We start from the raw sequence: 24,369 nt of genomic DNA, 5'->3' as shown, positions 1-24,369 counted from the left end.
CGGTCGGCCCGGGCACCACCGTGCACCCCTACGCTCGCTGACCGAACAGTTCCCGCAGTACGTCCTCCATGGTCACCAGCCCCGTGAGCCGACCGTCGGCCCCCAGCACGGCGGCCAGATGCGTCCGGCTGCCCCGCATCGCCGTGAGCACGTCGTCCAGCGGCGTGCTCTCCCGCACCCGGGCGATCGCCCGCATGTCCCGCAGCTGGAACGGCAGATCCCGCGGCGTCTTGTCCAGCGCGTCCTTGACGTGCAGATAGCCGATGATCCGCCGCCCTTCGTCCACCACGGGGAAGCGGGAGTAGCCGGTCTCCGCCGACAGCACCTCCAGCTGCTCGGGGGTGGCACCGAGGGACACGTAGGCGACCTGGTCCAGCGGCAGCACCACGTCCCGCACCGGCCGGCGCCCCAGTTCCAGCGCGTCCCGCAGCCGCTCCTGCGCACGGTCGTCGATCAGGCCCGCCTTGCCGGAGTCCCGCACGATCCGGACCAGCTCGGCGTCCGAGAACGTGGCCGCGATCTCGTCCCTGGTCTCGACCCCGAGCAGCTTCAGCAGGGCGTTCGCGAACGCGTTGACGGTGAAGATCACCGGGCGCAGCGCACGGGACAGGGCCACCAGTGGCGGCCCGAGCAGCAACGCGCTGCGCACCGGCTCCGCGAGCGCGATGTTCTTCGGCACCATCTCGCCGAGAAGCATGTGCAGATAGGTCGCCAAGCTCAGCGCGATCACGAAGGAGACCACGTGACCGGCGCTCTCGGGCACCCCGACCGCGTGGAACACCGGCTGCAGCAGATGTGCGATCGCGGGTTCCGCGACCACACCCAGCACCAGCGTGCACAGCGTGATGCCGAGCTGTGCGGCCGCCATCAGCGCGGACACATGCTGCAGACCCCACAGCACGCTCTTCGCGCGCCGGTCGCCCTCCTCGGCATACGGCTCGATCTGGCTGCGGCGCACCGAGATCAGCGCGAACTCGGCGCCCACGAAGAAGGCGTTGGCGACCAGGGTCGCCAGACCGATCAACAACTGGACGGCGGTCACGCGCCCTCCACCTCCGTCCTGTCCTCCTGCGGCGGCGCGTGCAGCAGCAGCCGTGCGGCCCGCCGGCCCGACGCGTCGACCACGTCCAGCCGCCAGCCCGTGACCTCGACCCGGTCACCGACGGCGGGTATCCGGCCGAGCTCGGTCGCGACGAGGCCGGCCAGAGTCTCGTACGGCCCCTCGGGCGCCCTCAGGCCGACGCGAGCGAGCTGGTCGGTGCGGGCGGAGCCGTCGGCGGAGTAGAGGGTGCGGCCCTCGTCGTCGCTGCCGGCCGGGGCCAGGTCGGGCGTCTCGTGCGGGTCGTGCTCGTCCCGCACCTCGCCGACGACCTCCTCGACGATGTCCTCCAGCGTGGCCACACCCGCCGTGCCGCCGTACTCGTCGATGACGACGGCCATCGTCCGCTTGCCGGACAGCCGGTCCAGCAGCCGGTCGACGGTGAGCGACTCCGGGACCAACAGCGGTTCGCGCATCAGCTCGGCGACCCGGACCCGGGCCCGGCGCTCGGAGGGTATCGCCAGGATGTCCTTGACGTGCGCGGTGCCCACGACCGAGTCGAGGTTGCCGCGGTAGACCGGGAACCGGGACAGGCCCGTCGCCCGGGTCGCGTTCGCCACGTCCTGGCAGGTCGCCTGGACGTCGAGAGCGATGACCTGCACGCGCGGGGTCATCACGTTCTCGGCGGTCAGGTCGGCCAGGTTGAGCGTCCGCACGAACAGTTCGGCGGTGTCCGGCTCCAGGGCGCCCTCCCGGGCGGAGTGCCGGGCCAGCGCGGCCAGCTCCTGGGGTCCGCGCGCGGAGGCCAGCTCCTCGGCGGGCTCCAGACCGAACAGTCGTACGACACGGTTGGCGGTGTTGTTGAGGTGGGTGATGAACGGGCGGAAGGCGGCGCTGAACCAGCGCTGCGCGTTGCCCACCCGCTTGGCCACGGCCAGCGGCGAGGAGATCGCCCAGTTCTTGGGCACCAGCTCGCCGACGACCATCAGGAACACGGTCGACAGGGCCGTACCCAGGACCAGTGCCAGTGAGCTCGCCGTGGAGGGCGAGATACCGGCCGCTTCCAGCGGACCCGCGATGAGCACGGCGATCGACGGCTCGGCGAGCATGCCGACCACCAGGTTGGTGACCGTGATGCCGAGTTGCGCGCCGGAGAGCTGGAAGGTCAGGTTCCGTACGGCTTTGAGGGCCCCGGCCGCACCCCGCTCGCCGCGCTCCACCGCGCGTTCCAGGTGGCCGCGGTCGACGGTGGTCAGCGAGAACTCCGCGGCGACGAAGGCGCCACAGGCGAGCGAGAGCAGGATCGCCACCAGCAGGAGGAGCACTTCGGTCATCGGTTCACCTCCGTCCCATGATCGGACAGGGCGGGGAGGATCGCGCGATGTCGCGTGCTGGTACTGGGAGGCTCGCCCATGGGCGGACGCTCACACCTTTCATGGAGGACTGAGTGACCCTCCAAGGGTAAAGGATGGGCAAAGGTGTATGTCCGGCGGTCCGCGCGCTACTCGGCGAGCGGCTTGACCCAGCGCCGCCAGTGGTCCTCGCGCTGGTAGCCGGCGGCGGCCCACGTGTGGTGGGCCTGTTCGTTGGCTTCCAGGACCATGGCGTCGACGCGTCGCCCGCCCAAGGCGGCGAATCGTTGTTCTGCCGCTTCCAACAGGGCGGTGGCGATGCCCTGCCGACGCGAGTCCGGGTGTACGGCCAGCCGGTAGGCGCAGCATCGCCATCCGTCGAAGCCGGCTATCACGGTCCCCGTGAGAAGGCCGTCGCGCTCTGCGAGGAGCAGGGCTTCGGGGTCTGTCGTGATGAGTCGGGCCACTCCGTCGTGGTCGTCGCTGATGCTCGTTCCCTCCGCGGCTTCGCGCCAGAACCGCAGCACGGTGTCGATGTCCGAAAGGGTGGCGCAGCGGATGTGGAGATCATTCATGGGGCGAGCCAAGCAGAGCGCTGACCTGTCTGGCGAACATTTTCCGTGCCGGGGAATCGACGGGGGTGGTCGCGGTCCTTCACCGCGGACCTCCCACCTGTCTCCCCACCCGGGACTTCGGGCCGGTGGCGCGAGCCGTGGAGCCGCCGACGATCAACTCGGTGGCGATGCGCAGCCGTCGGGCCCGCTTGGGAGGGTTCGCCTCCTGGAGCAGGCGGACCGCCGCCATGCCCGCCTCTTCGAGCGGGACCCGTAGCGCCGTGGTGTCGGGCCGGTTCGTGCCGATCGCGGTCAGGTCGTCCGACGCGGCCAGGCTGACGTCCTCGGGGACCCGTACACCGGCGTCGCGCAGCCCCAGATGCAGGCCGAGCAGCAGGTAACTGCTGTAGGCCACCACCGCCGGGACGTTCCGTTCCGCGGCGATCTGCTGGGCGACGGCCAGCCCCGCATCGATCCGTGGGGCGACGGGACCGAGCACGGTGAGGTCGACACCGCTGAGGCGGGCGGCCTTCTCGACCGCGTGGTGACGCCGCTCGGCCATCCATGAGCCCTCCGGGCCGCCCACGTAGGCCATGGCCCGGTGACCGAGTCCTGCCAGGTGCGTGACGATGTCCGCGACACCGCCAGGGGTGTCGATCAGGACGCCGGGCACCGCGGGCACGGTGCGGTCCACGGTGACGACCGGCAGCTTCGACATGAACCCCCTGATCGCCGAGTCCGGGCTCACCGGCGCTATGAAGACCAGTCCGTCGACGCGTGCGGCGAGCTTCCCCGCCAGCTCGTGTTCACTGCTCTGGGAACCCTCGGAGACGGCGAGCAGGATGTTGTCGCCGTGCTGGGACAGTGCGCGCTGCACGCCGGTCACGATCGGGGCGAAGTAGGGGTTGGCGAGGCTCGGGACCAGTACGCCGATCAGGTTCGTCCGGCCGGTGGTCAGCGCCCGGGCGCTCGCGTTGAACTCGAAACCCATGCTCCCGGCGGCGGCCAGGACCCGCTCGCGCGTGTCCGCCGCGACCATGTCGGGCCTGCTCAGCGCACGTGACGCGGTCGCCTTGGACACCCCCGCCGCGCGTGCGACGTCGGCCAGCGTCACCATCTCGCCCCCCAGTGTGTGCGTAACGGGATCTTTACATGAGCGCGTTGACGCCCGGATCCGGACGAAAGTATTGTCCACGTCGACCGGTTGCTGCAACCGGTTGCAGCAACCGGTTGTAGGAATCTCTGAAAGGAGGTGTGGCTGTGTCCCGGAAGGCCACCTTGGGGCTGCTGCTCGCGCCCGGCCTGACTCTGCTGGCCTTCGGCTTCGCGTTTCCCTTCGTCGTGACGCTCTTCGCGCCGCCTGCCGCCGACCACCCCGACGTGCTCGGCAAGCTGGGCACCATGCTCACCGACAGCTACGTGCTGGGCGTGCTCGCCCGGACCGTCCGCGTGGCCGTCACCGTCACGCTTGTCTGTCTGGTCTTCGGCTTCCCGACGGCCTGTCTCATCGCCCGTGCTCCCAAGAGCCGCCAGGGTCTGCTGCTCGCGCTCGCAGTCTTCCCGCTGCTGCTCAGCACCGTCGTGCGGACCTTCTCCTGGCTGGTCATCCTCGGCCGCAACGGCCTCATCAGCGATGCCGTCCTGGCGACCGGACTCACCGACCGTCCGCCTGAGCTCCTCTACACGGAGTTCGCCCTGGTCGCCGGCCTCACCCAGCTGTTCATGCCGCTGATGATCCTCACCTCGTACAGCTCTCTGTCGCACATCGACCCCAGCCTCGAGGACGCCGCGCGCGGCCTCGGCGCGAGCCCCGGCCGGGCCTTCCGGCAGATCGTGCTGCCACTCGCCCTGCCCGGCGTCCTGGTGGGAGCGACCCTGGTGTTCGCCGGAGCGGTCACCGCCTTCACCACACCGCTGCTGCTCGGCGGCTCCCGCAACCGCACGCTGGCGACGCTGCTCTACGACTACGCGAACGTGAAGCTGGACTGGGGCGGGGCCAGCGCCGTCGCACTGATCATGACCGTACTGGTGCTCGCGGTCGGCTGGGCCTCGGGCAGGATATCGGCGAAGGTGGCCACCTCGTGATACGCCGACGCCCCGTTCTCTCCCTGCTGTCCGCCCTCGCCATGGTCTTCCTGCTCGGGCCCATCCTCCTGGTCGTCGCCATCGGGTTCTCCTCCGGTGACACCGTCGAGTTCCCGCCGCCCGGCTTCTCGCTGCGCTGGTTCGACCAGGCGCTGTCCAACGGCTCCTTCCAGCAGGGCCTGGTGACCAGTCTGCTGGTGGCCGCGGCGGCGACGCTGTTCGCGCTGGTACTGGGCATCCCCGTGGCCCTGGCCGTGCACCGCCACACGTTCCGCGGCCACAAGGCGGTCGAGACGCTCTTCCTCTCACCCGCGATCGTCCCGGAACTGGTGGTGGGCTTCGCGCTCTTCCAGCAGCTCATGGTGACCATGCGGATCACCGCACTCGGCGCGCTGCTGATCGGCCACACCGTCCTGCTGCTGCCCTACGCGGTACGCGTCACGGGCGCCTCGCTCGCCCTGTCGGACCCCGCGCTGGAAGAGGCCGCCAGGGGCCTCGGCGCCGGACCCCTGCGGACGTTCTTCGCGATCACGCTGCCGGTGATGGCGCCGGGCATCATATCGGCCGGAGTGCTGTCCTTCCTGACCTCCTTCAACAACGTCCCGCTGTCACTGCTGCTCAAGGGGCCCGGGATCTCCACGCTGCCCGTCGAGATGCTCAACTACGTCCAGTTCTCCTACGACCCCATGGTGGCCGCGGTGAGCACCCTGCTGCTCGCCGCCACGGTCGGCGCGGCCCTGCTGACGGAGCGCCTCGTCGGATTCAACAAGGTCTTCAGCCGATGAGCGCAGAACGCAACGACAGTACCCAACGGCAGGAAAAAGACAGGAACGCGACGATGACGCCAGTGGTTCAACTCGACGCCGTATCCCGGGAGTTCGCGGGCACGGCAGCGGTACGGGAGCTCGATCTGACCGTACGCCGCGGGGAGTTCACCGCGCTGCTCGGCCCCAGCGGCTGCGGCAAGACCACCACCCTGCGCATGATCGCCGGATTCCTGGAGCCCACCGCGGGCCGCATTCTGCTGGAGGGCGAGGACGCCACCAGGCTTCCCCCGGAGCGCCGCAACATCGGCATGGTCTTCCAGTCGTACGCGCTGTTCCCGCACCTGACCGTGGAGAAGAACGTCGCCTTCGGACTGAGGATGCGGGGCATTGCGGACGGCGAGCTGCGCACCCGGACGGGCGAGGCGCTGGAGCTGGTCGGCCTGTCCCACCTCGCCGGCCGCAAACCCAAGCAACTGTCCGGCGGCCAGCAGCAGCGCATCGCGCTGGCCCGCGCCATCGCCGTACGCCCCTCGGTACTCCTCCTCGACGAGCCCCTGTCCAACCTCGACGCGCGGCTGCGCATCCAGATGCGCCAGGAACTCGCCCGTATCCAGAAGGAGACCGGGATCACCGCGATCCTGGTCACCCACGATCAAGAGGAGGCCCTGGAACTCGCCGACAACATGGTCATCCTCGATCAGGGCACGGTCGCCCAACAGGGTGCCCCGCGCGAGGTGTTCGGCACCCCCGCCAACCGCTTCGTCGCCGAATTCCTCGGTTACGAGAACTTCGTCGAGCTGCCGGACGGACGTACGGTCACCATCCGGCCGGAGCACGTCGAGGTGTTCACCCCCGAATCCCCTGAATCCCCCGAATCCCCCACACTCCCCGGCGGTACCACGGTCGACGCCGTGCTCACCGCCGTGCGGTTCCGCGGCACCGACTGCGTCGTCACCGCCGTGTCCCAGGGGCGCACCGTCCTGGCCACCAGCGGCGACTTCGAGCTGCGTACCGGCCGACAGGTGCGTCTCCATCTCCCCGCCGCGCACACCATCGACCTCCCCCGGACGAAGCAGGAGCAGCCCACCTCATGAGACGACTCGCCACCACCACCGCCGCCACCCTGCTGGTCCTCCCGCTGGCCGGCTGCGCCGGAGCGGCCGCGGGGGAGCAGGACCCCAAGAAGCTGACCGTCTCCACCTTCGGCTTCGGCGCCGACCTGTTCGAGAAGAACATCGTCAAGCCGTTCGAGAAGGAGACCGGCATCGACGTCCAGGTCGAGAGCGGCGACAACGCCGAGCGGCTCACCAAGCTCAAGATCAACCGCAGCAACCCGACGGTCGACGTCGCCATGATCTCCGACCTGTTCGCCCAACGCGGCCAGGAGCAAGGCCTGTTCGACACAATCGACCCGTCGGCTGTCCCCAACCTCAAGAAGATCCACGACTTCGCCAAGGGCAAGGACGGCTACGCACCCGCGTACACGTACCAGCTGCTCGGCATGCTCTACCGCACCGACAAGGTCCCCAAGGCGCCCGGCCTCAAGGACCTCTGGAAGGCCGAGCACAAGGGCAAGATCGCCGTCCCCGACATCTCGACCAGCGCCGGAGTGCCCTTCCTCTACGCCACCGCGGCGACCTACGGTTCCGGCCCCGAGGACACCGACACGGCGTTCAAGAAGCTCTCCGCCAACTCCCCGAACGTACTGAAGTACTTCAGCCGCAGCACCGAACTCGTCAGCCTGCTCGACCGCGGCGAGGTGGAGATGGCCCCGGCGCTCGATCTGTTCGCCATCGACCCGGTCAAGGCGGGCAAGCCGATCGCCTGGGCGCCCCTCGACAAGGGCCGGTACGTGGTCTCCAACACGGCGCAGCTGGTGAAGGGCGCGCACAACAAGGCGGGCGCGGAGAAGTTCATCAACTACCTGCTGTCGGCGAAGGTCCAGGAGAAGGCCGCGGAGACCTTCCACGACAAGCCCGTCAACGAGGACGCCAAGATCCCCGGAGATATCACCGCCGTGGTGGGCGACGCGGCGGCCGACCCCGCGGCGGCCGGCTTCACCATCCCCGACCTGAAGCTGGCCGTGAAGAACAACGACGCGTGGGTCGACCGCTTCCAGCGCGAGGTGTCCGGGTGACCCACCCGCAGCCCGTCGTCATCGACTGCGATCCCGGTATCGACGACGCCGTCGCACTGCTGCTGGCCTTCGCATCGCCCGAACTCGAGGTCACCGGCATCACCACCGTCGCCGGGAACGTCGGGATCGGGCAGGTCGTCGACAACGCGCTGCGACTGTGCGATCTGATCGGTGTGGACGCGCGGGTACCCGTGGTACGCGGGCATGCGGGGCCCCTCGCCCGCGCCGTTCGTATCCCGGACGAGCCCGTGCACGGCGACGGCGGGCTCGGTGGCGTCCACCTGCCTCCGTCGGCGCGTACGCCGCACCCGGCGCACGCTGTCGCATGGCTGGCCGCGCAGCTGCGGGACCGAGGGCCCGCGGGCACCACCGTGATCGCGACCGCGCCGCTCACCAACATCGCCGCGTTGCTGCACGCCCACCCGGAGACCGCCTCGTCGATCAAGGAGATCGTGCTGATGGGCGGGGCGGCCTTCGCGCCGGGCAATGTCACCCCGTCGGCCGAGTTCAACTTCCTCGCCGACCCCGAGGCCGCCCGGTTCGTGACCGAGGCCGGGGTGCCGCTGCGGATCGTCGGGCTCGACGTGACCCGCAAGGCGCTGACGACCCGGGCCGACATCGAACAACTGCTGGCCGACGGCGCGCCCGCCACCGTTGCGGCAGGCCGGATGCTCGACCATCTCGCCACCCGGTACGAGCAGCGCCACGGCGTCGCCGCCTGCGCGGTCCACGACGCGCTGGCAGTGGCCGCCACGGTACGCGCCGATCTGATCGAGTGGACCGACGCCTGGGTGACGGTGGAGTGCGGCGGCGAGTTCTCCCGCGGCAAGCTGATCGCCGATGTGCACGGACGCACCGGGCTGCCGCACAACGCCAAGGTGGCCACCGGCGTCGACACCGATGCCTTCCGTGACTTCCTCATCTCCCGTCTGCTGCGCCACTACGGCGCCGACGGCCACGACCCCGTCCCCCAGGGCCGATATCAGGTCTCCTCCGCGATCCGCTGACACGGACACCGCGCTGACACATCTGCTGACCCAGCTGAACCGAACCCGACCACCGACGCTCATGACCGACGCTCATGACCCACGCCCATGACCGAAGCGACGACCGAACGAGAGAACCGTCGATGCCTGCGCCCAGCCACTGCGACCTGCTGATCCGCGGAGCCCGCGTGGTCTCCGTACACACCGGGGAACAGACCGCTGCCGATGTCGCCATCACCGGCGACCTGATCCGCGCTCTGCTGCGCCCCGGCACCCCGATCGACGCCGGCCAAGTCATCGACGCCGACGGCCTTTTGGTGGCGCCGGGTTATGTCGACGCGCACATGCACATCGAGAGCTCGCTGCTCGCACCGCGCGAGTTCGCGCGGATCACGCTGCCCCGCGGCACCACGACGGTGCTCGCCGACCCGCACGAGATCGTCAACGTCGCCGGGCGCGAGGCCATGGCCTGGATGATCGAACAGGGCCGTGGCGCCCAGCAGTCCATGCACTGGGCGGTGCCCTCGTGCGTACCGGCCCTGGAGGGCTTCGAGACAGCGGGTGCCGCGCTCAGCGCCGCCGACATCGCCGACATGCTGGACTGGGAGGGTGTCACCACGCTCGGCGAGGTGATGGACTACCGGGCCGTCGTCGACGGCGGCCGCCGGATGCGCGAGATCGTGGCCGCGGCGCGCGCCAAGGGCGTACGCCTGGACGGGCACTGCCCCAATCTCTCCGGCGACGACCTGGGCGAGTACCTGTGGGCGGGCATCGACTCCGACCACACCAAGAACTCCCCGGAGGTCGCGGTCGAGAAGGCCCGGCTCGGCATGTTGCTGATGCTCCAGGAGAAGTGCCTCACCCCGGAGTTGGTGAGCAGGCTCGCCGCTCTGCCGGTGCAGCCGGACTTCTGCCTGGTCACCGACGACCTGGCGGCGGACGCCATCGTCGAGCGCGGCCACCTCGACCACATCGCGCGGGTCGCCCTGGGCGCCGGTATGGACCCGTTGACGGTGCTCCGCGCGCTGACCCTGCACCCGGCCCGCCGCCTGGGCCTGGACGACCGCGGAGTGGTGGCCCCCGGACGGCGTGCGGACCTGGTGCTGCTGCGCGACCTGGCCGACTTCACACCGGTCAAGGTCGTCTGCGGGGGCCACCTTGTCGAGGAGAGCGCACCCGCGCTCCTGTCCGGCAACCCCTTCGCCGACTCCGTCCACCTCGACCCGCTGGACGCGGACGGCTGTGCCTGGACGGTGGACCTGCCGGACGGCGAGCACGTCTTCCGGGCCCTGCGGGTCAATCCGGTGGACACGTTCACCGAGCCCGCCGAGGTCGTCCTTCCGGTGCGGGACGGCGTTGTGCAATGGGAGGGCCGTACCGCGGTACTGGCCGTGTTCGAACGCCACCACCGCAGCGGACGCCGCACGATGGCTCCGGTGGTCGGCTTCGAGCTGTCCGACGGAGCCGTTGCCACCACCTACGCGCACGACAGCCACAACCTGACGGTGACCGCCACCACGTCCGCAGCACTGCGCGAGGCCGCCAACCGTGTCATTGCCTCACACGGGGGGATCTGCGTGGTCGCTTCGGGCGATCAGCCGGTGCACCTGCCGCTGCCGGTGGCCGGGGTCCTGTCCGACCGTCCCGCAGAGGAGGTGTCCCAGGGCGCGGCCGCGATCCGTGACGCCCTGCACCGCTGGGGTTGGGCGCACCGGAACGCGTTCATGTCCATTTCGACCATGACTCTCCCGGTCTCCCCGCAGGTGAAGCTGACCGACCTGGGGCTGGTGCGGGTGGTCGACCGGGCCTGGGAGCCCGCCGTCCTGAGGTGAGCACCGCGCCGTTGCTCATGCCGGCACCGAAGCGGAACCGTCGAGAAATGAACTCTCCTCGGCGGTAAGCGACGTGAGTGTCCGTGGTGATTCCCGCTGATTCCCTCACTCGTGCGCGATGGCCGCCAGCACGTTCATGCGGGAGGCCCGCAACGCGGGCAGCAGCGCCGCCACGACGCCCACCACCGCCGAGCCGACCACCACCGCGACGATCGTGGTCCAGGGAACGGCGAGCGCGTTCAGACCCTGCAGCGCCAGCACCTGCTGGGTGCACACGCCCCAGACCAGGCCCAGGGCGAGCCCCAGCACAGCGCCGAACACCGCGATCACCACCGACTCCAGCCGGATCATCCGGCGCAGCTGACGGCGGGCGAGCCCGATGGCCCGCAGCAGCCCGATCTCCCGGGTGCGCTCGACGACCGACAGCGCAAGCGTGTTGACCACGCCGAGCACCGCAATGACGATCGCCAGTCCGAGCAGCGCGTACACCAGGTAGAGCAGGACCGCGATCTGATCGTGGATCAGTTTCTTGTAGTCCGCCAGGTCGCGCACCTGCACCTGCGGATAGGGGTCGAGGGTCCGTTCCAGGTGGGTGCGCAACTCGGCGTCGCTCGTCCCGGAGGCGGCGTTCACATACAGTGCGGAGTCCTGGCCGTCGGGCGCGAACCTCTCCAGTGTGGCCAGACCGAAGTACAGGCCGCCCTGGGTGCCGAACCCCTCGGCGGCGTTCTGGTCGGTGAGGGCGCCCACGGTCAGTTCGGTGCTGCGTCCGCCCTGGAACTCGACGGGGATCGTGCTGCCCACCCGAACGTCGTGGTCGCGTGCGAAGTCCAGGTCCATGGCGATGTGGCCGTCCGCGAGCGCCGCCGCCGTGTCGCCCTGCGCGTACGTGATGTGCGCGACCTCGTCGAGCCGCGGGTCATAGGCCGCGGCGGTCGTCTCGACCCGGTCCCGGTCCGGCAGCCGTACGGCGACCGGCGCGAACCGTGACCGTACGACGAGGCCGGCGCCCGGGGTGTCGCGCACCGCGTCGGTGAGCTCCTGAGGGAAGGGCAGGAAGTTGCTGTTCTGGATGACGTAGTCGGCGCCCAGCGTCTTGTCGATCTGCTGGTCGAAGGACTTGGTCATCGACGCGCTCGCCACCGACATCCCGCCGACCAGGGCGAGGCCCACCATCAGCGCGCCCGCTGTGGCGCCGGTGCGGCGGGGGTTGCGCAGAGCGTTGCGCTGGCTCATCCGGCCGATGGGCCCGAACAGCGCCGGGAAGGCGCCGCCGAGCACCCTGATCACCGGCCGCACCAGCAGTGGGCCCGCGATCACGGTGGCCAGCAACGTCAGGACGACGCCGAGGCCGAGCAGGGAGGCCGCCGATGAAGTCTGCGACGCGGTGGCGCAGCCGACGAGCGCGGCCGCACCGGCCGCCCCGACCACACCGCCCACGATCGCGCGCGTCCTCAGTGGCTTGCCGATCCCGGCGATCTCGGCGTCCGCGAGGGCCGCCATCGGCGAGACGCCCGCTGCTCGCCGAGCCGGAAGGTACGCGGCGACAAAGGTGACGCCGACACCGACGACGTACGCCGCCACGGGCGTGACCCAGCCGATGACCATCTCGCTCGACTTGATGTTCATGCCGAGCGTGTTCATCAGCGCGATCAGCCCGGCCGCGAGCCCGATGCCGGCGGCCAGCCCCAGCGTGGAGCCCACCAGACCCAGCAGCAGCGCCTCGGTGAGGACCGAGCGGCGGACCTGGCGCCGGTCCGCGCCGAGCGCGCGCAGCAGGCCCAGTTCCCGGGTGCGCTGGGCGATCAGCATCGAGAAGGTGTTGACGATCAGGAACACGCCGACCAGTACGGCGATTCCGGCGAAGCCGAGCATCACATACTTGATGACATCGAGAAATCCGCCCAGTTGCTCGACGTCCGACTTGGCCTGCTCGCCGGCGGTCCGGAACTCGTAGCGGTGCGCGCCGAGCGCGGCACTCACGCGCTGCTTGAGTCGTGCGTCGCTGACGCCCTCGGCGGCGTCGACCGAGATGCCGGTGGCGGCCCGCGGGTCGCCCAGCAGTTTCCGCTGCGCGGTCGGGGTGTCCAGGAAGACCAGTGCGGCACCGGGGTTCGTGGTGGTGAAGGTGGCGATGCCGACGACCCGGACCTTGAACGAGCCCGGTCCGGCGATCACGGTGAGCGTGTCCCCGATCCGTACGCCCTTGCGGTCGGCGGACTCCGAGTCCAGCAGGGCCTCGGCCGGCCCGCGCGGGGCGTGGCCGGAGGTGAGCTCGACGGGGCTGCGCTGGTCGGGGCTCCAGTCGGTGCCGATGGTGGGGGCGCCGGTGGTCGGGCCGACGGACTCGTTGTCGCTGTCGACGACGGTGATGTTCTGGACCTCGGCGTCCGCGCGCGCGGCGGCGACCCCGTCCACCCGGGCCACTCGCTGGGCGAGCGCGGCCGGCAGGGTGGCCGTCATGCCTGAGGGAACCGCCTCGTCGAGAGTCTTCTTCGGGCTGACGGTGACATCGGGCGCGGTCGAGGCGAAGAGCCGGTCGAAGGTCCGGCTGAGCGTGTCGGAGAAGATCAGACTGCCCGCGACGAACGCCACGGACAGCACGACGGCCAGTGCGGAGAGCAGCAGGCGTCCCTTGTGGGCGAGGAAGCTGCGGAGCGTCGCCTTCAGCACGGGTCAGTCCTTACCGGGCGGGACGGTGGGGTCATGCGTGACGGTGGGGTCATGCGTGACGTCGGAGTCGGGTGTGACGTCGGAGTCAGGAGTGACGTCGGAGTCGGGTGTCACAGCGGAGTTCGGAGCGAGGCCGGAGAAGGCGCCCCGGCCCGACGTCCCGGATGCCTCGTCAAAAGCCCCTTCGAGCGGGGCGCGGGATACGTCGAACCGCTTCATCCGCTCGAGGACCGCCTCCGCCGTCGGCCGCTCCATCTCGTCGACGATCCGCCCGTCCGCCAGGAAGAGCACCAGGTCGGAGTGGGCGGCGGCCCCAGGATCGTGGGTGACCATGACGACGGTCTGCCCGAGCTGGTCGACGGCCTCACGCAGAAACCCGAGGACCTCGAGACCTGCCCGTGAGTCCAGGTTGCCGGTCGGCTCGTCCGCGAAGATCAGCTCGGGTCGGGAGGCCAGTGCCCGCGCGCACGCCACCCGCTGCTGCTGCCCGCCGGACAGCTGGGACGGCCGGTGTTTCAGCCGGTCCCGCAGCCCCAGGGTGTCGATGACCTGGTCCAGCCACCTCTCGTCGGGCTTCTTGCCGGCGATGTCCATGGGCAGAGTGATGTTCTCGGCCGCGTTGAGCGTCGGGATCAGGTTGAACGACTGGAACATGAACCCGATCCGGTCCCGGCGCAGCCGGGTCAGCTCGCGATCCTTCAGCCCCGTGATCTCGGTGTCGCCGAGCCACACCTGCCCGGCCGAGACGGTGTCGAGCCCCGCGAGGCAGTGCATCAACGTGGACTTGCCGGAGCCGGACGGCCCCATGACCGCGGTGAACCGGCCGCGTGCGATGCCCACGTCCACCGAGTCCAGGGCCAGCACCGTCGTCTCGCCCGAGCCGTACGCCTTGGTCAGACCCCGGGCACGGGCGGCGATCCCGTCGGCCGACGCCTGGCCCGGCACATGCTGAGCAGCAGGGGTGGACAAAACTGCCTCCTCGCTCCTGGGCGTAGGACTTTCCTGTCGTTTTCTGGACGTACGACGTCTCCGTCCGGCCGAGCCTAATGTGATACGCCCCACACCGGGTATCCCCCGTGAGTGCCGGGCGGGTCTCCACCCCAGGTCGGGTCCCTGATGCCCGTGTAAGGGGCAATCTCCACTCCAGGGGTGATTTCTTGCCGGTGCTAGCAATTCGGCGCTAGCTTCGAGGTATGGCGAAGACCCAACTGAACGTACGGGTGGACGAGGGCACGGCCCGCGCCGCCCGCGAACGCGCCCTGGCCCGCGGGATGAGCGTCAACCGCTACATCGAGGAGCTGGTCAGGCAGGACACCGGCGAGGTCGGCCACACCTTCGTGGAGGCCGCCGCCGACTTCATGAAGCAGTACGAAGCCGTCTTCGCCGACGAGTTCGACGCGGGGCCCCCGGCCCGAGCGCAGTCGACAGTGGGGGAAGCCCCGGAGAGTACGCGCGACGGTCGCGACTGAGCCGTTGAGCCCTCTGAGAATCGACCTCGCCTGGCTCCTCATGCTCGCCGAACAGAAGACCCCGGAAGATCCCCAGGTCACCGACTGGGGCGCGCTTGTCGCCGCCGTCGCACGGCACGAGGCGGAGATATTCGACGTCCCCGTCTATGACAGCCCGCACGCCCGCGCCGCGGCCCTGCTCCAACTCCTCATCCACGTCCCGGCGTTGGAGCGCTCCAACGCCCTGTTCGCCTCCGCCGTGGCCTACGCGTACCTCGTCGCCGGCGGGCTGAAGGTCGTCACCTCGCCCGAGCAGGTGCGGGACCTGGCCCGGCTGGTCAAGAGCGGTGAGGCGTCCGTGGACGACATCGCGCGGGAACTGCGCCGCTGGAGCCTGTGAGCCGCCGCACCCCACTCGGCTGTCACGTCACCCGATGAGGCCTCCCGCACCTGAGCTGAGGTCTCCCGCACCTGAAGAGGAGGCGCCTCGATCCGGATGAGGTGCTTCAGGCCCCGTGGAAGGCCCGAGGTCGCCTCAGCTCAGCTCAGCTCAGCTCAGCTCAGCTCAGCTCAGCTCAGCTCAGGTCGGAGGAGGGTGGGAGACCCTCCAGCCTGCGGAACGCCTCCACGTCCCACGTCCCGTCCAGCCGTGGCGCGAGCCAGTCGGGCGCCGAGGCGCGGAAGCGGGCGGGGGCGAGTGCGCCGACGTCGGCGGGCAGGGCGCCGAGCAGCGGGGCGCCGGAGACGTCCGGGAGGTCGGCCAGATTGGCACGCGACGCCAGATCCGGGACGCCGGGCCAGCTGCCGATCACCACACCGGCGAGGTCGAGTCCCCGTGCCCGCAGTTCGCGAGCCGTCAGTTCCGTGGTGTTCAGCGTGCCGAGGCCCGCCGAGGCCACGAGCAGGACCGGAGCGCCCAGCAACTCCGCCGCGTCGGCCAGTGTCCCGCCCGCCGCGTCGAACCGGACGAGCAGTCCGCCCGCCCCTTCCACCAGCACCAGGTCGTGCTCGGTGGTCAGCTTGGCGGCGGCCTCGGCGATCTCCTGCGGGTGCACCGGCGCGCGCCCGGCCCTCAGGGCCGCCGTCGCGGGCGCCAACGGGTCGGGATACCGGGCGAGTTCCGTCGACGTGACGGTGCCCGCGAGCCGCGTCACCTCCTCGGCGTCACCCGGCTCGTCCGGTCGTACGCCCGTCTGTGCGGCCTTCAGGACGGCCACCGACCGGCCGGCCGCGACGGCGGCCGCGGCGACGGCGGCGGTCGTGACCGTCTTGCCGACCTCCGTGCCCGTACCCGTGATCACCAGGACCGACATGCCATCACTTCGCTCACCCTTGCCCTCAACGCCCTTCCCTTGTCCTCGCCGCGCTCATCCCTCGCTGCGCTCATCCCTCGCTGCGCTCATCCCCGGCCGTGCTCATCCCTCGCGCGCCGCCGCGCACACCGCCCGCGCGATCCGGGCCACGTCCACGTCGCCGGTGACGTACGGCGGCATGGTGTAGATCAGGTCGCGGAACGGCCGCAGCCACACGCCCTCACGCACGGCGGCCTCGGTGGCCGCCTTCATGTCGACGGCGTGGTCGAGCTGGACGACACCGATCGCCCCGAGCACCCGTACGTCCGTCACCCCCGGCAGCTCGGCCGCCGGAGCCAGTCCCTCCCGCAGCCCCGCCTCGATCCGCTTGACCTCGGACAGCCAGTCCTGGCCCAGCAGCAGCTCGATGGAGGCGCAGGCGACGGAGGCCGCCAGCGGGTTGCCCATGAAGGTGGGACCGTGGGCGAGCACCGGGACCTCGCCGCGTGAGATGCCCTCGGCCACCCGCGTGGTGCACAGCGTGGCCGCCATCGTCAGATAGCCACCGGTCAGGGCCTTGCCCACACACATCACATCGGGCGTCACCGCCGCGTGCCCGGCCGCGAACAACGCGCCGGTACGTCCGAACCCCGTCGCGATCTCGTCGAACACCAGGAGCACGTCGTGCGCGTCGCACGCCTCGCGCAGCACCCGCAGATACGCGGGGGAGTGGAACCGCATCCCCCCGGCGCCCTGCACCACCGGCTCGACGATCACCGCGGCCAGCTCGTCGGCGTGCCGTGCGATTGCCGCGCGCAGCTCCTGTGTGTACGACTCCTCGTAAGCGGCGGGCGGCGGACCCACGAAGACCTGCCGGGGCAGCATGCCGGACCACAGCTCGTGCATCCCGCCCTCGGGATCGCACACCGACATCGGCTGCCAGGTGTCGCCGTGGTAACCGCCGCGCCAGGTCAGCAGGCGTTGTTTCGACGCGCGGCCCAGTGAGCGCCAGTACTGCAGACACATCTTGACCGCGACCTCGACCGACACCGAACCCGAGTCGGCGAGGAAGACATGCTCCAGACCGTCGGGTGACATGTCGACAAGAAGCTTCGCCAGTCGTACGGCGGGTTCGTGGGTGAGCCCGCCGAACATCACATGGCTCATCCGCCCGAGCTGCTCGCGCGCGGCCTCGTTGAGCACCGGGTGGTTGTAGCCGTGGATCGCCGACCACCAGGACGACATGCCGTCGACCAGCTCGCCCGAGCCGCCGGCCAGCTTCAGCCGCACCCCGCTCGCCGCAGCCACGACGAGCGGTTCCTGCCGGCCGGGCATCGGACCGTACGGATGCCACACGTGCCGCCGGTCCAGCTCCAGCAGCTCGGGCACGGTCAGGTCAGGCATTGGGCGCGAGATCCGTTCCGGCACCCCGACGGCGTACGGCGACGAGGTCGGTACGGGGCTCACTCGCGGCCGGCGCTGCAGCCGTACCGCACACCGCGCCACCCTCGCGCGATCCGCACCCGACGCTCCCGTGGGACCCGCAGCCGGCGTCCTCGTGCGACCCGCGATCAGCGTCCTCGTGGGACCCGCATCCGCCGCTCCCCTCGGCCACCCGGTGCTGGGGCAGGGTCACCTGATCCGTGCCCTCCACCTCGAACCCGGCGTCCGCGATCATCTCCAGGTCGGCCTGGCCGGCCTGGCCCTCCGTCGTGAGGTAGTCGCCGAGGAAGATCGAGTTGGCCAGGTGCAGGGCGAGCGGCTGCATCGTACGCAGATGGACCTCGCGACCGCCCGCGATGCGCACCTCGACGTCCGGGCAGACGAACCGCACCATGGCCAGGATCCGCAGACACCGCTGCGGGGTGAGGTTCCACTCCGTGGCCAGCGGGGTGCCCTCGACCGGGATGAGGAAGTTGACCGGAACCGAGTCCGGGTCCAGCTCGCGCAGTGAGAACACCACGTCGACCAGGTCCTCGTCCGACTCGCCCATGCCCGCGATCAGACCGGAGCAGGCCGACAGGCCCGCCGCGTGCGCCTTGTGCACCGTGTCCACCCGGTCGGCGTAGGTGTGGGTGGTGGTGATGTCGCCGTAGGTGGCCTCGGAGGTGTTCAGGTTGTGGTTGTAGGCGTCCGCGCCCGCCGCCCGCAGCCGCTCGGCCTGACCGTCGGAGAGCAGGCCCAGACAGGCGCACACCTCGACGTCCTGGTTCTGTTCCTTGATCGTCTTGATGGTGTCGGAGACCCGGTCGACGTCCCGGTCGGTAGGCCCGCGCCCGGACGCCACCAGGCAGATCCGCTTGGCGCCTCCCGCCAAGCCGGCTGCCGCGGCCTTCGAGGCCTCGTCGGGCTTGAGCCAGGTGTACTTGAGGATGCCGGCGGTGGAGCCGAGTCGCTGGGAGCAGTAGGAGCAGTCCTCCGGGCACAGGCCCGACTTGAGGTTGACGAGATAGTTGAGTTTCACCCGCCGGCCGAACCAGTGCCGGCGCACCCGGCCGGCCGCGGCCACCACGTCGAGCAGGTCGTCGTCGGGAGTGGCGAGGACGGCGAGCGCCTCCTCGCGGCTCGGCACCTCGCGCCGAAGCCCCTTGTCCACCAGCGTGTTCAGCAGGTCCATGAGAGTCGATCCTGTCCTAAGGACCCGTCCGGGCCAAGGAGGGTTCGCACACAAGACGAGCTCTCAAAGGTGTGGGTATCGCCACACAGTGGGTGCCTGGCCGTCCCGTTAGTGTCTGTGCACTGCCTACAAAAGCCCTGGAGGACCGATGGCGTTCGGCTGGATCGACGAGGAGGCGGACCGACGCCGTCGCGCAGGCCTCGTACGGACGCTGCGCCCCCGTCCTGCCGACTCGCCGTTGCTGGACCTCGCGAGCAACGACTATCTGGGCCTGGCCCGCCACCCCGAGGTCACCGAGGGCGCGGCGCGGGCCGCCCGGACCTGGGGCGGCGGCGCGACCGGCTCCCGGCTGGTCACCGGGACCACCGCGCTCCACGCCGAGCTGGAACGGGAGCTGGCCGACTTCTGCGGCTTCGAGGCGGCCCTCGTCTTCTCGTCGGGCTACGCGGCGAACCTGGCCGCGGTCACCGCGCTCGCCCCTCACGGCTCGCTGATCGTCTCCGACGCGGGCAACCACGCCTCCCTGATCGACGGCTGCCGGCTGGCCCGCGGCGCCACCCAGGTCGTCGGGCACGCCGACCCGGACGCCGTGGGCAAGGCCCTGCGGACACACGAGGGCCCCGCCGTCGTCGTCTCCGACACGGTCTTCTCGGTGGACGGCGACGCGGCCCCGCTGGCCGCCCTCGCCGAGGCGTGCCGGAAGCGCGGCGCGGCGCTGGTCGTCGACGACGCCCACGGGCTGGGCGTGCTCGGCGACGCCGGCCGCGGGGCCCCGCACTCGGCAGGGCTCGCGGGCGCCGACGATGTCGTGGTGACCGTCACGCTGTCCAAGTCCCTCGGCAGCCAGGGCGGCGCCGTGCTCGGTCCTTCCCGGGTGATCGACCACCTGCTCAACACGGCCCGGACGTTCATCTTCGACACCGGCCTCGCCCCCGCGGCGGCCGGCGCGGCGCTCGCGGCGCTGCGGCTGCTGCGCCGCGAGCCGGAGCGGGCGCAGCGGGCCCGCGCGGTGGCGGCCGAACTCCACACACGCCTGACCGCCGCGGGCCTCCAGGCGGTACGCCCGGACGCCGCGGTGGTCTCGGTGCGGGCGCCGTCCCCGGAGGCGGCCGTCGGCTGGGCGGCCGACTGCCGTACCGCCGGGCTGGCCGTGGGCTGCTTCCGTCCTCCTTCCGTCCCCGACGGCATCTCACGGCTGCGGCTGACCGCCCGCGCGGACCTCTCCGCGGGGCAGATCGAACGCGCTGTACGAGTGATCGGTGAGACACGACCGTGAGTCGGCAGGGCACGACCATGAGTCGGCGGGACACGGCCGTGCGCTGGGCCCCGGTGGACCGAGTGCCCCGACCGGGCTGGTCACCATTGACCAGCGATGATCGAATGATCAATCTCAGTCAGGATCGATCGGGGGGCCGGGGCTGATCAGGATGATCAGGGCTGGAACCTGGCCGTGAATCCCGCCCAGCTCTCGGGGGAGAAGAGCAGCGCGGGTCCGGACGGGGCCTTGGAGTCGCGCACGGCGAGCAGCCCGGCCCAGCGGCCTGCTCCGAGCCGGGCTGTCTCGACGCAGTTGTTCGCACCGGTGCTGTAGCTGCTGCGCAGCCACCGCACCTCGGGCAGATCGGAACTGGAAGGTACGTGCCGAGGCAGGACGGACATGGTGCCTCCTTACGCGCCGTCACCTGTTGCGGCGATGTAGTCCAACGAGTCCTCGGGCGAAAGGGCGTGGAACTGAAGGGCGTTGAAGGCCTCGGTGTAGGCCTGCAGGTCTTCTCCCCGTTCGAGATAGAGGCTACTCGTCAAGTGGTCAAGAACGACCACATCCAGATCTGATGTGGTCGAAAATGAGAAGATAACGAAAGGCCCGGTCACGCCGACGTGCGCTCCGGCGGCGAACGGCAGTACTTGTAACCGCACGTGGGGCAGTCGGGCCGCCTCGACCAGCTGCTCCAGTTGTCGTGTCATGATCTCGGGTCCGCCGACCTCGCGCCGCAGCACCGCCTCGTCCAGCACGGCGCTCAGCTCCAGCGGCGGTTGTGAGCGCAGCACGTCCTGCCTGGCCAACCGCACCTCCACCAGGGCGTCCAGTCGCTCGTCGTCCAGCCCGTCCACCGCCGCCCGGGTCACCGCCCGGGCGTACTCCGGCGTCTGCAGCAGCCCCGGCACCACCGAGGTCTCCAGCGTGCGCATCGCGCTCGCCTGCGACTCCAGGCTGATGAAGTCCCGGTAGGTCGGCGGCAGCACCCCCCGGTACGCGTGCCACCAGTGGTGGCGGCCCGCACTCTCGTCAAAGCCCGCCAACACCATCAGTAACTCCCGCAGTTGGGAGTCGCGTACGCCAAAGGCATCGAGCAGCAACCGCACATCGGCCGGTTTCACCCCGCTGGTACCGGTCTCGATCCGGCTCACCTTCGACTGGTGCCAGCCCACCAGCCGGGCCGCCTCGCCACTCGTGAGCCCCGCACCGGTGCGCAGCGCACGCAGTTCGGCGCCCAGCTTCCGGCGGCGCACCGCGGGACCGTTCTGCATGGGCCACTCCTTACTCCGATCGAGGCACCCACATACGGTCTGTCGTCGCAGAGTTCACCGCTTCGAGCGACAGATATATGCACATCTTGGTGGATCGCCGCCCATGACCACCCTGCTGGTGGCAGTCTGACGACGAAGCACCAGTCCGGGACCGTACTCGAACCATCCGCTCCGCGTCGGACCGCGGTCCGGTGGGAAAGGGACCACGTCGCCATGGCAGACCATCTGGAAGCATCCGTCACTCTGCCGAGCGATCCCGCCTCGGTCTCCGCGGCCCGCGCTCATGTACTCACCACTCTGATGGAGTGGGGCCTGTCGACGGACACGGAGATCGCCGACACCATCCGGCTGATCGTCTCCGAACTCACCACCAACGCCGTACAGCACACCTTCGGACAGTCACCCACCTTCACGGTGGACCTCGCGCTCGACCGTGACGAACACCTGCGCATCGGTGTCACCGACAGCCATCCCCGTTTCCCCCAACGGCTCCCCGCCGCCGTCCAGCAGGACAACGGCCGGGGCATGGTGATCGTCCGCTGGCTGACCGCCGAACGCGGCGGCAGGCTGAGAGTCCGGCCCACCCGCGAGGGCGGCAAGACGGTCTTCATCGAGCTGCCCTGGACCGGCCCGGCCGAGCCGGTACCGGCGGCCGGGCAGCAGGAGCCGTAGGCCTCACACGGAGTGGCCCCGGCCGACGCACCGCGGAGCAGGACCCGGAAGGCGTCCGAGGCCGGCGTCGCCCCGATGTCCCCACGCGTCACCGACGGCGCGCCGACAGCTCTCGGTGACGCGCAGTTCCTGGAGGAGTTCGCCGAAGTTACGGTCGGCGCGTTCCAGCGGCGTCTCGTTGCGGGCGGTGCAGGGGCGGTGCAGGGGCGGTGGTCGGCCATGGCAGGACGGGTGACCATTCGAGACCGTTTCACGCACTGGAGCCCGCTGGGACCGGCTGGGGTCCGCCGGGACGCACTGGAGCCCGCCGGGACCGGCTGGAGCCCGCTGAGGGTGACGGCGCGTCAGGGCGCCGTCACCCCCGCGGGAGGGTCACTTGACCCGGCCGTACCAGACGCTCTTCGTCCAGATCTTCTGCAGTCGGACGACGTCCCCGGTCTTCGGGGAGTGCCAGAGCTTGCCCTTCCCGGCGTAGATGCCGACGTGGTACACGTTCGAGCCCGAGTGGAAGAACACCAGGTCTCCCGCCTTGCGGCTGGTGGAGGAGATGTGGCGCGTCTTGTTGTACTGCTGTGCTGCCGTGCGGGGCAGCTTCTTGCCGGCCTTCTTGAACGAGTACTGCGTCAGTCCGGAGCAGTCGAACCTCTTCGGCCCGATGGCCCCGTACTTGTACGGGGAGCCCTTCTTGGACGCCGCGACTTGCAGTGCCTTCGTCGCCGGTGTGGCAGCCGCGGCGTCGGCGGCGACACCCGGAACCACGATCGAGCCGCCGACGGCGGCGATGGCGAAGGCCGAGGCCGTACCGGCCCGGACCATGAGCGACGGGACACGATTGAGCGCAGTCATGCGCAACCCTTCGTCAGCCGCCTGTGAAGGATGACCTGTCGGATTCGGGCTGACAAAGTTGCCCGGCCGCTGACGCGGCTTCACCCCAAGGGCTGCTCGACCCGGCGTCTCCCCTGCGGAGACGACGTTCCGGCGACCCGTCGTGCTCGGGTCCTCCACTCCTGCCGATCCACTTCTGTCGACCGGTCACCCAGGCGGCGGCAGGACTCGGCGTCCGCCCGGATCGCCCCGCCGCTTCGACGGGGTCTTGTCGTCAGTCACGGATCTTGACTCACGGATGTCCGAAAATCCCAATGGAACCGAGGGTTTGTGTTGTTCCTCACCACCCACCCGTTCGGGTGGACACCCTCGTGTTCGAAGGGGTGTCGAGAGGGCCGAGGACGCTCGGACCAGCACCGGAACGCCCCATTTCGTCCTCCGGCTACGCGCGTTGACCGACCTCGGAGGGCTCATAAAAGGACCCGCGTCTACGCTGAACGGAGGTACGTCGTTTGGTCCGTTTCGGCGCCGGTCCGGACGGCCTTCGAAGGGGGCGGCGCGTCCGGACCGGCTGTGTGTGCGTCAACTGTCGGAGCGCGGCGGCACCGTGACGCGAGCGGTGCGGCGCTCCCCGTCCAGTACACGCAGCGCACGCGCCAGCGTGTCGGCGTGCAGTTCGGCCTCGCCCCGACGGTGCATCAGCTCCAGCGCGTCCCGCAGCGCGGCCGCCTTGCTCACCAGCGCCTGGGCGGCCCGCAGCCCGCTGTACGTGTCCCCGTGCCGGCCCGGATTGATCCGGCCGAGCAGGTCGACGACGTCGAGGTAACGGTCGATCAATTCGCCCTCGGCGCGGGTGAGGGCGGGCAGGGGCGGAAGATCGGGCAGCATCGGCGGCTCACCTCGCGCCGGGTGAGGTGCCGGAGACCTTGCGGCTCGGGACGAGCCGGTCCACGAGGCCGTACTCCACGGCCTCCTGGGCGGTGAGGAACCTGTCCCGCTCGATGTCCGCGTGCACCTGCTCCGACGTCCGCCCGGTGTGCCGTACGAGCATCTCCTCCAGCCGGCTCCGCATCCGCGTCAACTCCTCGGCCTGGATGGCCAGATCGCTGGCCTGTCCCTCCACCGGCTCGGTGATCTCGGGCTGCCGGATCACCATCCGCGCCCCCGGCAGCGCGGACCGCTTGCCCGGAGTGCCCGCCGCGAGCAGCACCGCGGCGGACGTGCCCGCCTGGCCCAGGCAGACCGTCTCCACGTCGCACGTGACGTACTGGAGCGTGTCGTAGATCGCCGACATCGCGGTGAACGAACCGCCGGGGGAGTTGATGTACAGCGAGATGTCCCGGTCCGGGTCCTGGTACTCGAGGTACATGAACTGGGCCATCACGTCGTTCGCCGAGATGTCGTCGACCGGTGTCCCGAGGAAGACGATCCGCTCCTCCAGCAGCTTCGAGTACGGATCCATCGTCCGCTGTCCGGAGCTCGTGCGTTCGGTGAACTCGGGCAGGACATGGCGGGCGGACGGTCGGGTCATGGGAACCCCTCCTTCGGCGTCTGTAAAAAA

At 70.3% G+C, this 24,369-nt stretch carries 24 protein-coding genes, 1 pseudogene and 1 riboswitch; of the genes and pseudogenes, 10 read left to right on the top strand and 15 right to left on the bottom strand.

The features are described from left to right. Nucleotides 1-28: 28 nt before the first annotated feature. The 4 genes from M2271_RS04775 to M2271_RS04760 all read right to left on the bottom strand — a co-directional run bounded on the left by M2271_RS04775 (nucleotide 29) and on the right by M2271_RS04760 (nucleotide 4,062). Nucleotides 29-1,042 carry a hemolysin family protein gene (locus M2271_RS04775; protein ID WP_280885823.1) on the bottom strand — a complete coding sequence of 338 codons (1,014 nt, stop codon included), beginning with the start codon at nucleotides 1,040-1,042 and terminating at the stop codon, nucleotides 29-31. After that, nucleotides 1,039-2,373 (bottom strand): hemolysin family protein, encoded by a 1,335-nt coding sequence (locus tag M2271_RS04770; RefSeq protein ID WP_280885822.1) that lies wholly within the window; start codon nucleotides 2,371-2,373, stop codon nucleotides 1,039-1,041. The genes M2271_RS04775 and M2271_RS04770 overlap by 4 nt, the downstream gene beginning before the upstream one ends. A gap of 167 nt (nucleotides 2,374-2,540) precedes the next feature. After that, entirely contained in the window at nucleotides 2,541-2,966 is a 426-nt protein-coding gene (locus M2271_RS04765) for a GNAT family N-acetyltransferase (RefSeq protein ID WP_280885821.1), read from the bottom strand. Nucleotides 2,967-3,045: 79 nt separating this feature from the next. Further along, nucleotides 3,046-4,062, bottom strand: a complete 1,017-nt coding sequence (locus M2271_RS04760) for a LacI family DNA-binding transcriptional regulator (RefSeq protein WP_280885820.1) — start codon at nucleotides 4,060-4,062, stop codon at nucleotides 3,046-3,048. Nucleotides 4,063-4,205: 143 nt separating this feature from the next. On the opposite strand from M2271_RS04760, the gene M2271_RS04755 reads away from it, so the two are divergent. The 6 genes from M2271_RS04755 (at nucleotide 4,206) to M2271_RS04730 (ending at nucleotide 10,752) form a co-directional block, all read left to right on the top strand. Continuing rightward, complete coding sequence (locus tag M2271_RS04755; RefSeq protein WP_280885819.1) at nucleotides 4,206-5,030, top strand: ABC transporter permease; 825 nt, start codon at nucleotides 4,206-4,208, stop codon at nucleotides 5,028-5,030. Next, entirely contained in the window at nucleotides 5,027-5,815 is a 789-nt protein-coding gene (locus M2271_RS04750; protein ID WP_280885818.1) for an ABC transporter permease, read from the top strand. The genes M2271_RS04755 and M2271_RS04750 overlap by 4 nt, the downstream gene beginning before the upstream one ends. Before the next feature lie 53 nt (nucleotides 5,816-5,868). Then, complete coding sequence (locus tag M2271_RS04745; protein ID WP_280885817.1) at nucleotides 5,869-6,891, top strand: ABC transporter ATP-binding protein; 1,023 nt, start codon at nucleotides 5,869-5,871, stop codon at nucleotides 6,889-6,891. Next, on the top strand, nucleotides 6,888-7,934 hold the full coding sequence (locus M2271_RS04740; protein ID WP_280885816.1) for an ABC transporter substrate-binding protein: 1,047 nt from the start codon (nucleotides 6,888-6,890) through the stop codon (nucleotides 7,932-7,934). Before M2271_RS04745 ends, M2271_RS04740 begins: the two co-directional genes overlap by 4 nt. After that, nucleotides 7,931-8,941, top strand: a complete 1,011-nt coding sequence (locus M2271_RS04735) for a nucleoside hydrolase (protein WP_280885815.1) — start codon at nucleotides 7,931-7,933, stop codon at nucleotides 8,939-8,941. The genes M2271_RS04740 and M2271_RS04735 overlap by 4 nt, the downstream gene beginning before the upstream one ends. A 122-nt stretch (nucleotides 8,942-9,063) precedes the next feature. Next, a complete protein-coding gene (locus M2271_RS04730) occupies nucleotides 9,064-10,752 on the top strand; it encodes an adenine deaminase C-terminal domain-containing protein (RefSeq protein ID WP_280885814.1) in 1,689 nt (562 codons plus the stop codon). A 105-nt stretch (nucleotides 10,753-10,857) separates the two neighbouring features. On the opposite strand, the gene M2271_RS04725 is transcribed toward M2271_RS04730, so the two are convergent. Continuing rightward, nucleotides 10,858-13,425 (bottom strand): ABC transporter permease, encoded by a 2,568-nt coding sequence (locus tag M2271_RS04725; RefSeq protein ID WP_280885813.1) that lies wholly within the window; start codon nucleotides 13,423-13,425, stop codon nucleotides 10,858-10,860. Between the two features lie 3 nt (nucleotides 13,426-13,428). Further along, nucleotides 13,429-14,394: an ABC transporter ATP-binding protein gene (locus M2271_RS04720; RefSeq protein ID WP_280885812.1), complete on the bottom strand. Its 966-nt coding sequence runs from the start codon at nucleotides 14,392-14,394 to the stop codon at nucleotides 13,429-13,431. Nucleotides 14,395-14,618: 224 nt separating this feature from the next. On the opposite strand from M2271_RS04720, the gene M2271_RS04715 reads away from it, so the two are divergent. Together M2271_RS04715 and M2271_RS04710 are read left to right on the top strand one after the other, a co-directional pair. Continuing rightward, nucleotides 14,619-14,894, top strand: coding sequence for a toxin-antitoxin system HicB family antitoxin (locus M2271_RS04715; protein ID WP_280885811.1), 276 nt, complete (start codon nucleotides 14,619-14,621; stop codon nucleotides 14,892-14,894). 4 nt (nucleotides 14,895-14,898) lie between these two features. Then, nucleotides 14,899-15,273 carry a fic family toxin-antitoxin system, toxin component gene (locus M2271_RS04710; protein ID WP_280885810.1) on the top strand — a complete coding sequence of 125 codons (375 nt, stop codon included), beginning with the start codon at nucleotides 14,899-14,901 and terminating at the stop codon, nucleotides 15,271-15,273. Between the two features lie 175 nt (nucleotides 15,274-15,448). Here M2271_RS04710 and bioD read toward each other — a convergent pair whose 3' ends face one another. The 3 genes from bioD to bioB all read right to left on the bottom strand — a co-directional run bounded on the left by bioD (nucleotide 15,449) and on the right by bioB (nucleotide 18,782). Next, nucleotides 15,449-16,186 (bottom strand): dethiobiotin synthase, encoded by a 738-nt coding sequence (bioD, locus tag M2271_RS04705; RefSeq protein WP_280885809.1) that lies wholly within the window; start codon nucleotides 16,184-16,186, stop codon nucleotides 15,449-15,451. Between the two features lie 102 nt (nucleotides 16,187-16,288). Continuing rightward, on the bottom strand, nucleotides 16,289-17,569 hold the full coding sequence (locus tag M2271_RS04700) for an adenosylmethionine--8-amino-7-oxononanoate transaminase (protein ID WP_280885808.1): 1,281 nt from the start codon (nucleotides 17,567-17,569) through the stop codon (nucleotides 16,289-16,291). Continuing rightward, complete coding sequence (gene bioB / locus M2271_RS04695) at nucleotides 17,562-18,782, bottom strand: biotin synthase BioB (protein ID WP_280885807.1); 1,221 nt, start codon at nucleotides 18,780-18,782, stop codon at nucleotides 17,562-17,564. The genes M2271_RS04700 and bioB overlap by 8 nt, the downstream gene beginning before the upstream one ends. Nucleotides 18,783-18,930: 148 nt before the next feature. Between bioB and M2271_RS04690 the strand changes: the two genes are divergently transcribed. After that, nucleotides 18,931-20,058, top strand: a complete 1,128-nt coding sequence (locus M2271_RS04690; RefSeq protein WP_280885806.1) for an 8-amino-7-oxononanoate synthase — start codon at nucleotides 18,931-18,933, stop codon at nucleotides 20,056-20,058. Between the two features lie 155 nt (nucleotides 20,059-20,213). Here M2271_RS04690 and M2271_RS04685 read toward each other — a convergent pair whose 3' ends face one another. Beyond that, a complete protein-coding gene (locus M2271_RS04685) occupies nucleotides 20,214-20,441 on the bottom strand; it encodes a DUF397 domain-containing protein (RefSeq protein ID WP_280885805.1) in 228 nt (75 codons plus the stop codon). Nucleotides 20,442-20,450: 9 nt separating this feature from the next. Next, nucleotides 20,451-21,311, bottom strand: a complete 861-nt coding sequence (locus tag M2271_RS04680; RefSeq protein WP_280885804.1) for a helix-turn-helix transcriptional regulator — start codon at nucleotides 21,309-21,311, stop codon at nucleotides 20,451-20,453. Between the two features lie 213 nt (nucleotides 21,312-21,524). Between M2271_RS04680 and M2271_RS04675 the strand changes: the two genes are divergently transcribed. Next, nucleotides 21,525-21,983, top strand: a complete 459-nt coding sequence (locus M2271_RS04675) for an ATP-binding protein (RefSeq protein WP_280885803.1) — start codon at nucleotides 21,525-21,527, stop codon at nucleotides 21,981-21,983. Between the two features lie 108 nt (nucleotides 21,984-22,091). On the opposite strand, the pseudogene M2271_RS04670 reads toward M2271_RS04675, so the two are convergent. The 4 genes and pseudogenes from M2271_RS04670 to M2271_RS04655 form a co-directional block, all read right to left on the bottom strand. Next, nucleotides 22,092-22,187: pseudogene (locus tag M2271_RS04670) on the bottom strand (DUF6328 family protein); the annotation flags it as partial. A 168-nt stretch (nucleotides 22,188-22,355) separates the two neighbouring features. Then, the gene (locus M2271_RS04665) at nucleotides 22,356-22,829 is read right to left on the bottom strand and encodes a C40 family peptidase (protein WP_280885802.1); all 474 of its coding nucleotides are present in this window, start codon (nucleotides 22,827-22,829) and stop codon (nucleotides 22,356-22,358) included. 2 nt (nucleotides 22,830-22,831) lie between these two features. Continuing rightward, nucleotides 22,832-22,974: riboswitch (cyclic di-AMP (ydaO/yuaA leader) on the bottom strand. 416 nt (nucleotides 22,975-23,390) lie between these two features. After that, nucleotides 23,391-23,696 carry a hypothetical protein gene (locus M2271_RS04660; protein WP_280885801.1) on the bottom strand — a complete coding sequence of 102 codons (306 nt, stop codon included), beginning with the start codon at nucleotides 23,694-23,696 and terminating at the stop codon, nucleotides 23,391-23,393. A gap of 7 nt (nucleotides 23,697-23,703) precedes the next feature. Next, nucleotides 23,704-24,339, bottom strand: a complete 636-nt coding sequence (locus M2271_RS04655) for an ATP-dependent Clp protease proteolytic subunit (RefSeq protein ID WP_280885800.1) — start codon at nucleotides 24,337-24,339, stop codon at nucleotides 23,704-23,706. Between the last annotated feature and the right edge of the window lie 30 nt (nucleotides 24,340-24,369).

This window comes from Streptomyces sp. LBL (assembly GCF_029893585.1).
Lineage (GTDB): Bacteria > Actinomycetota > Actinomycetes > Streptomycetales > Streptomycetaceae > Streptomyces.
Note: the sequence above shows the minus strand (reverse complement) of the source record. Positions and strands in the feature narration are given on the sequence as shown.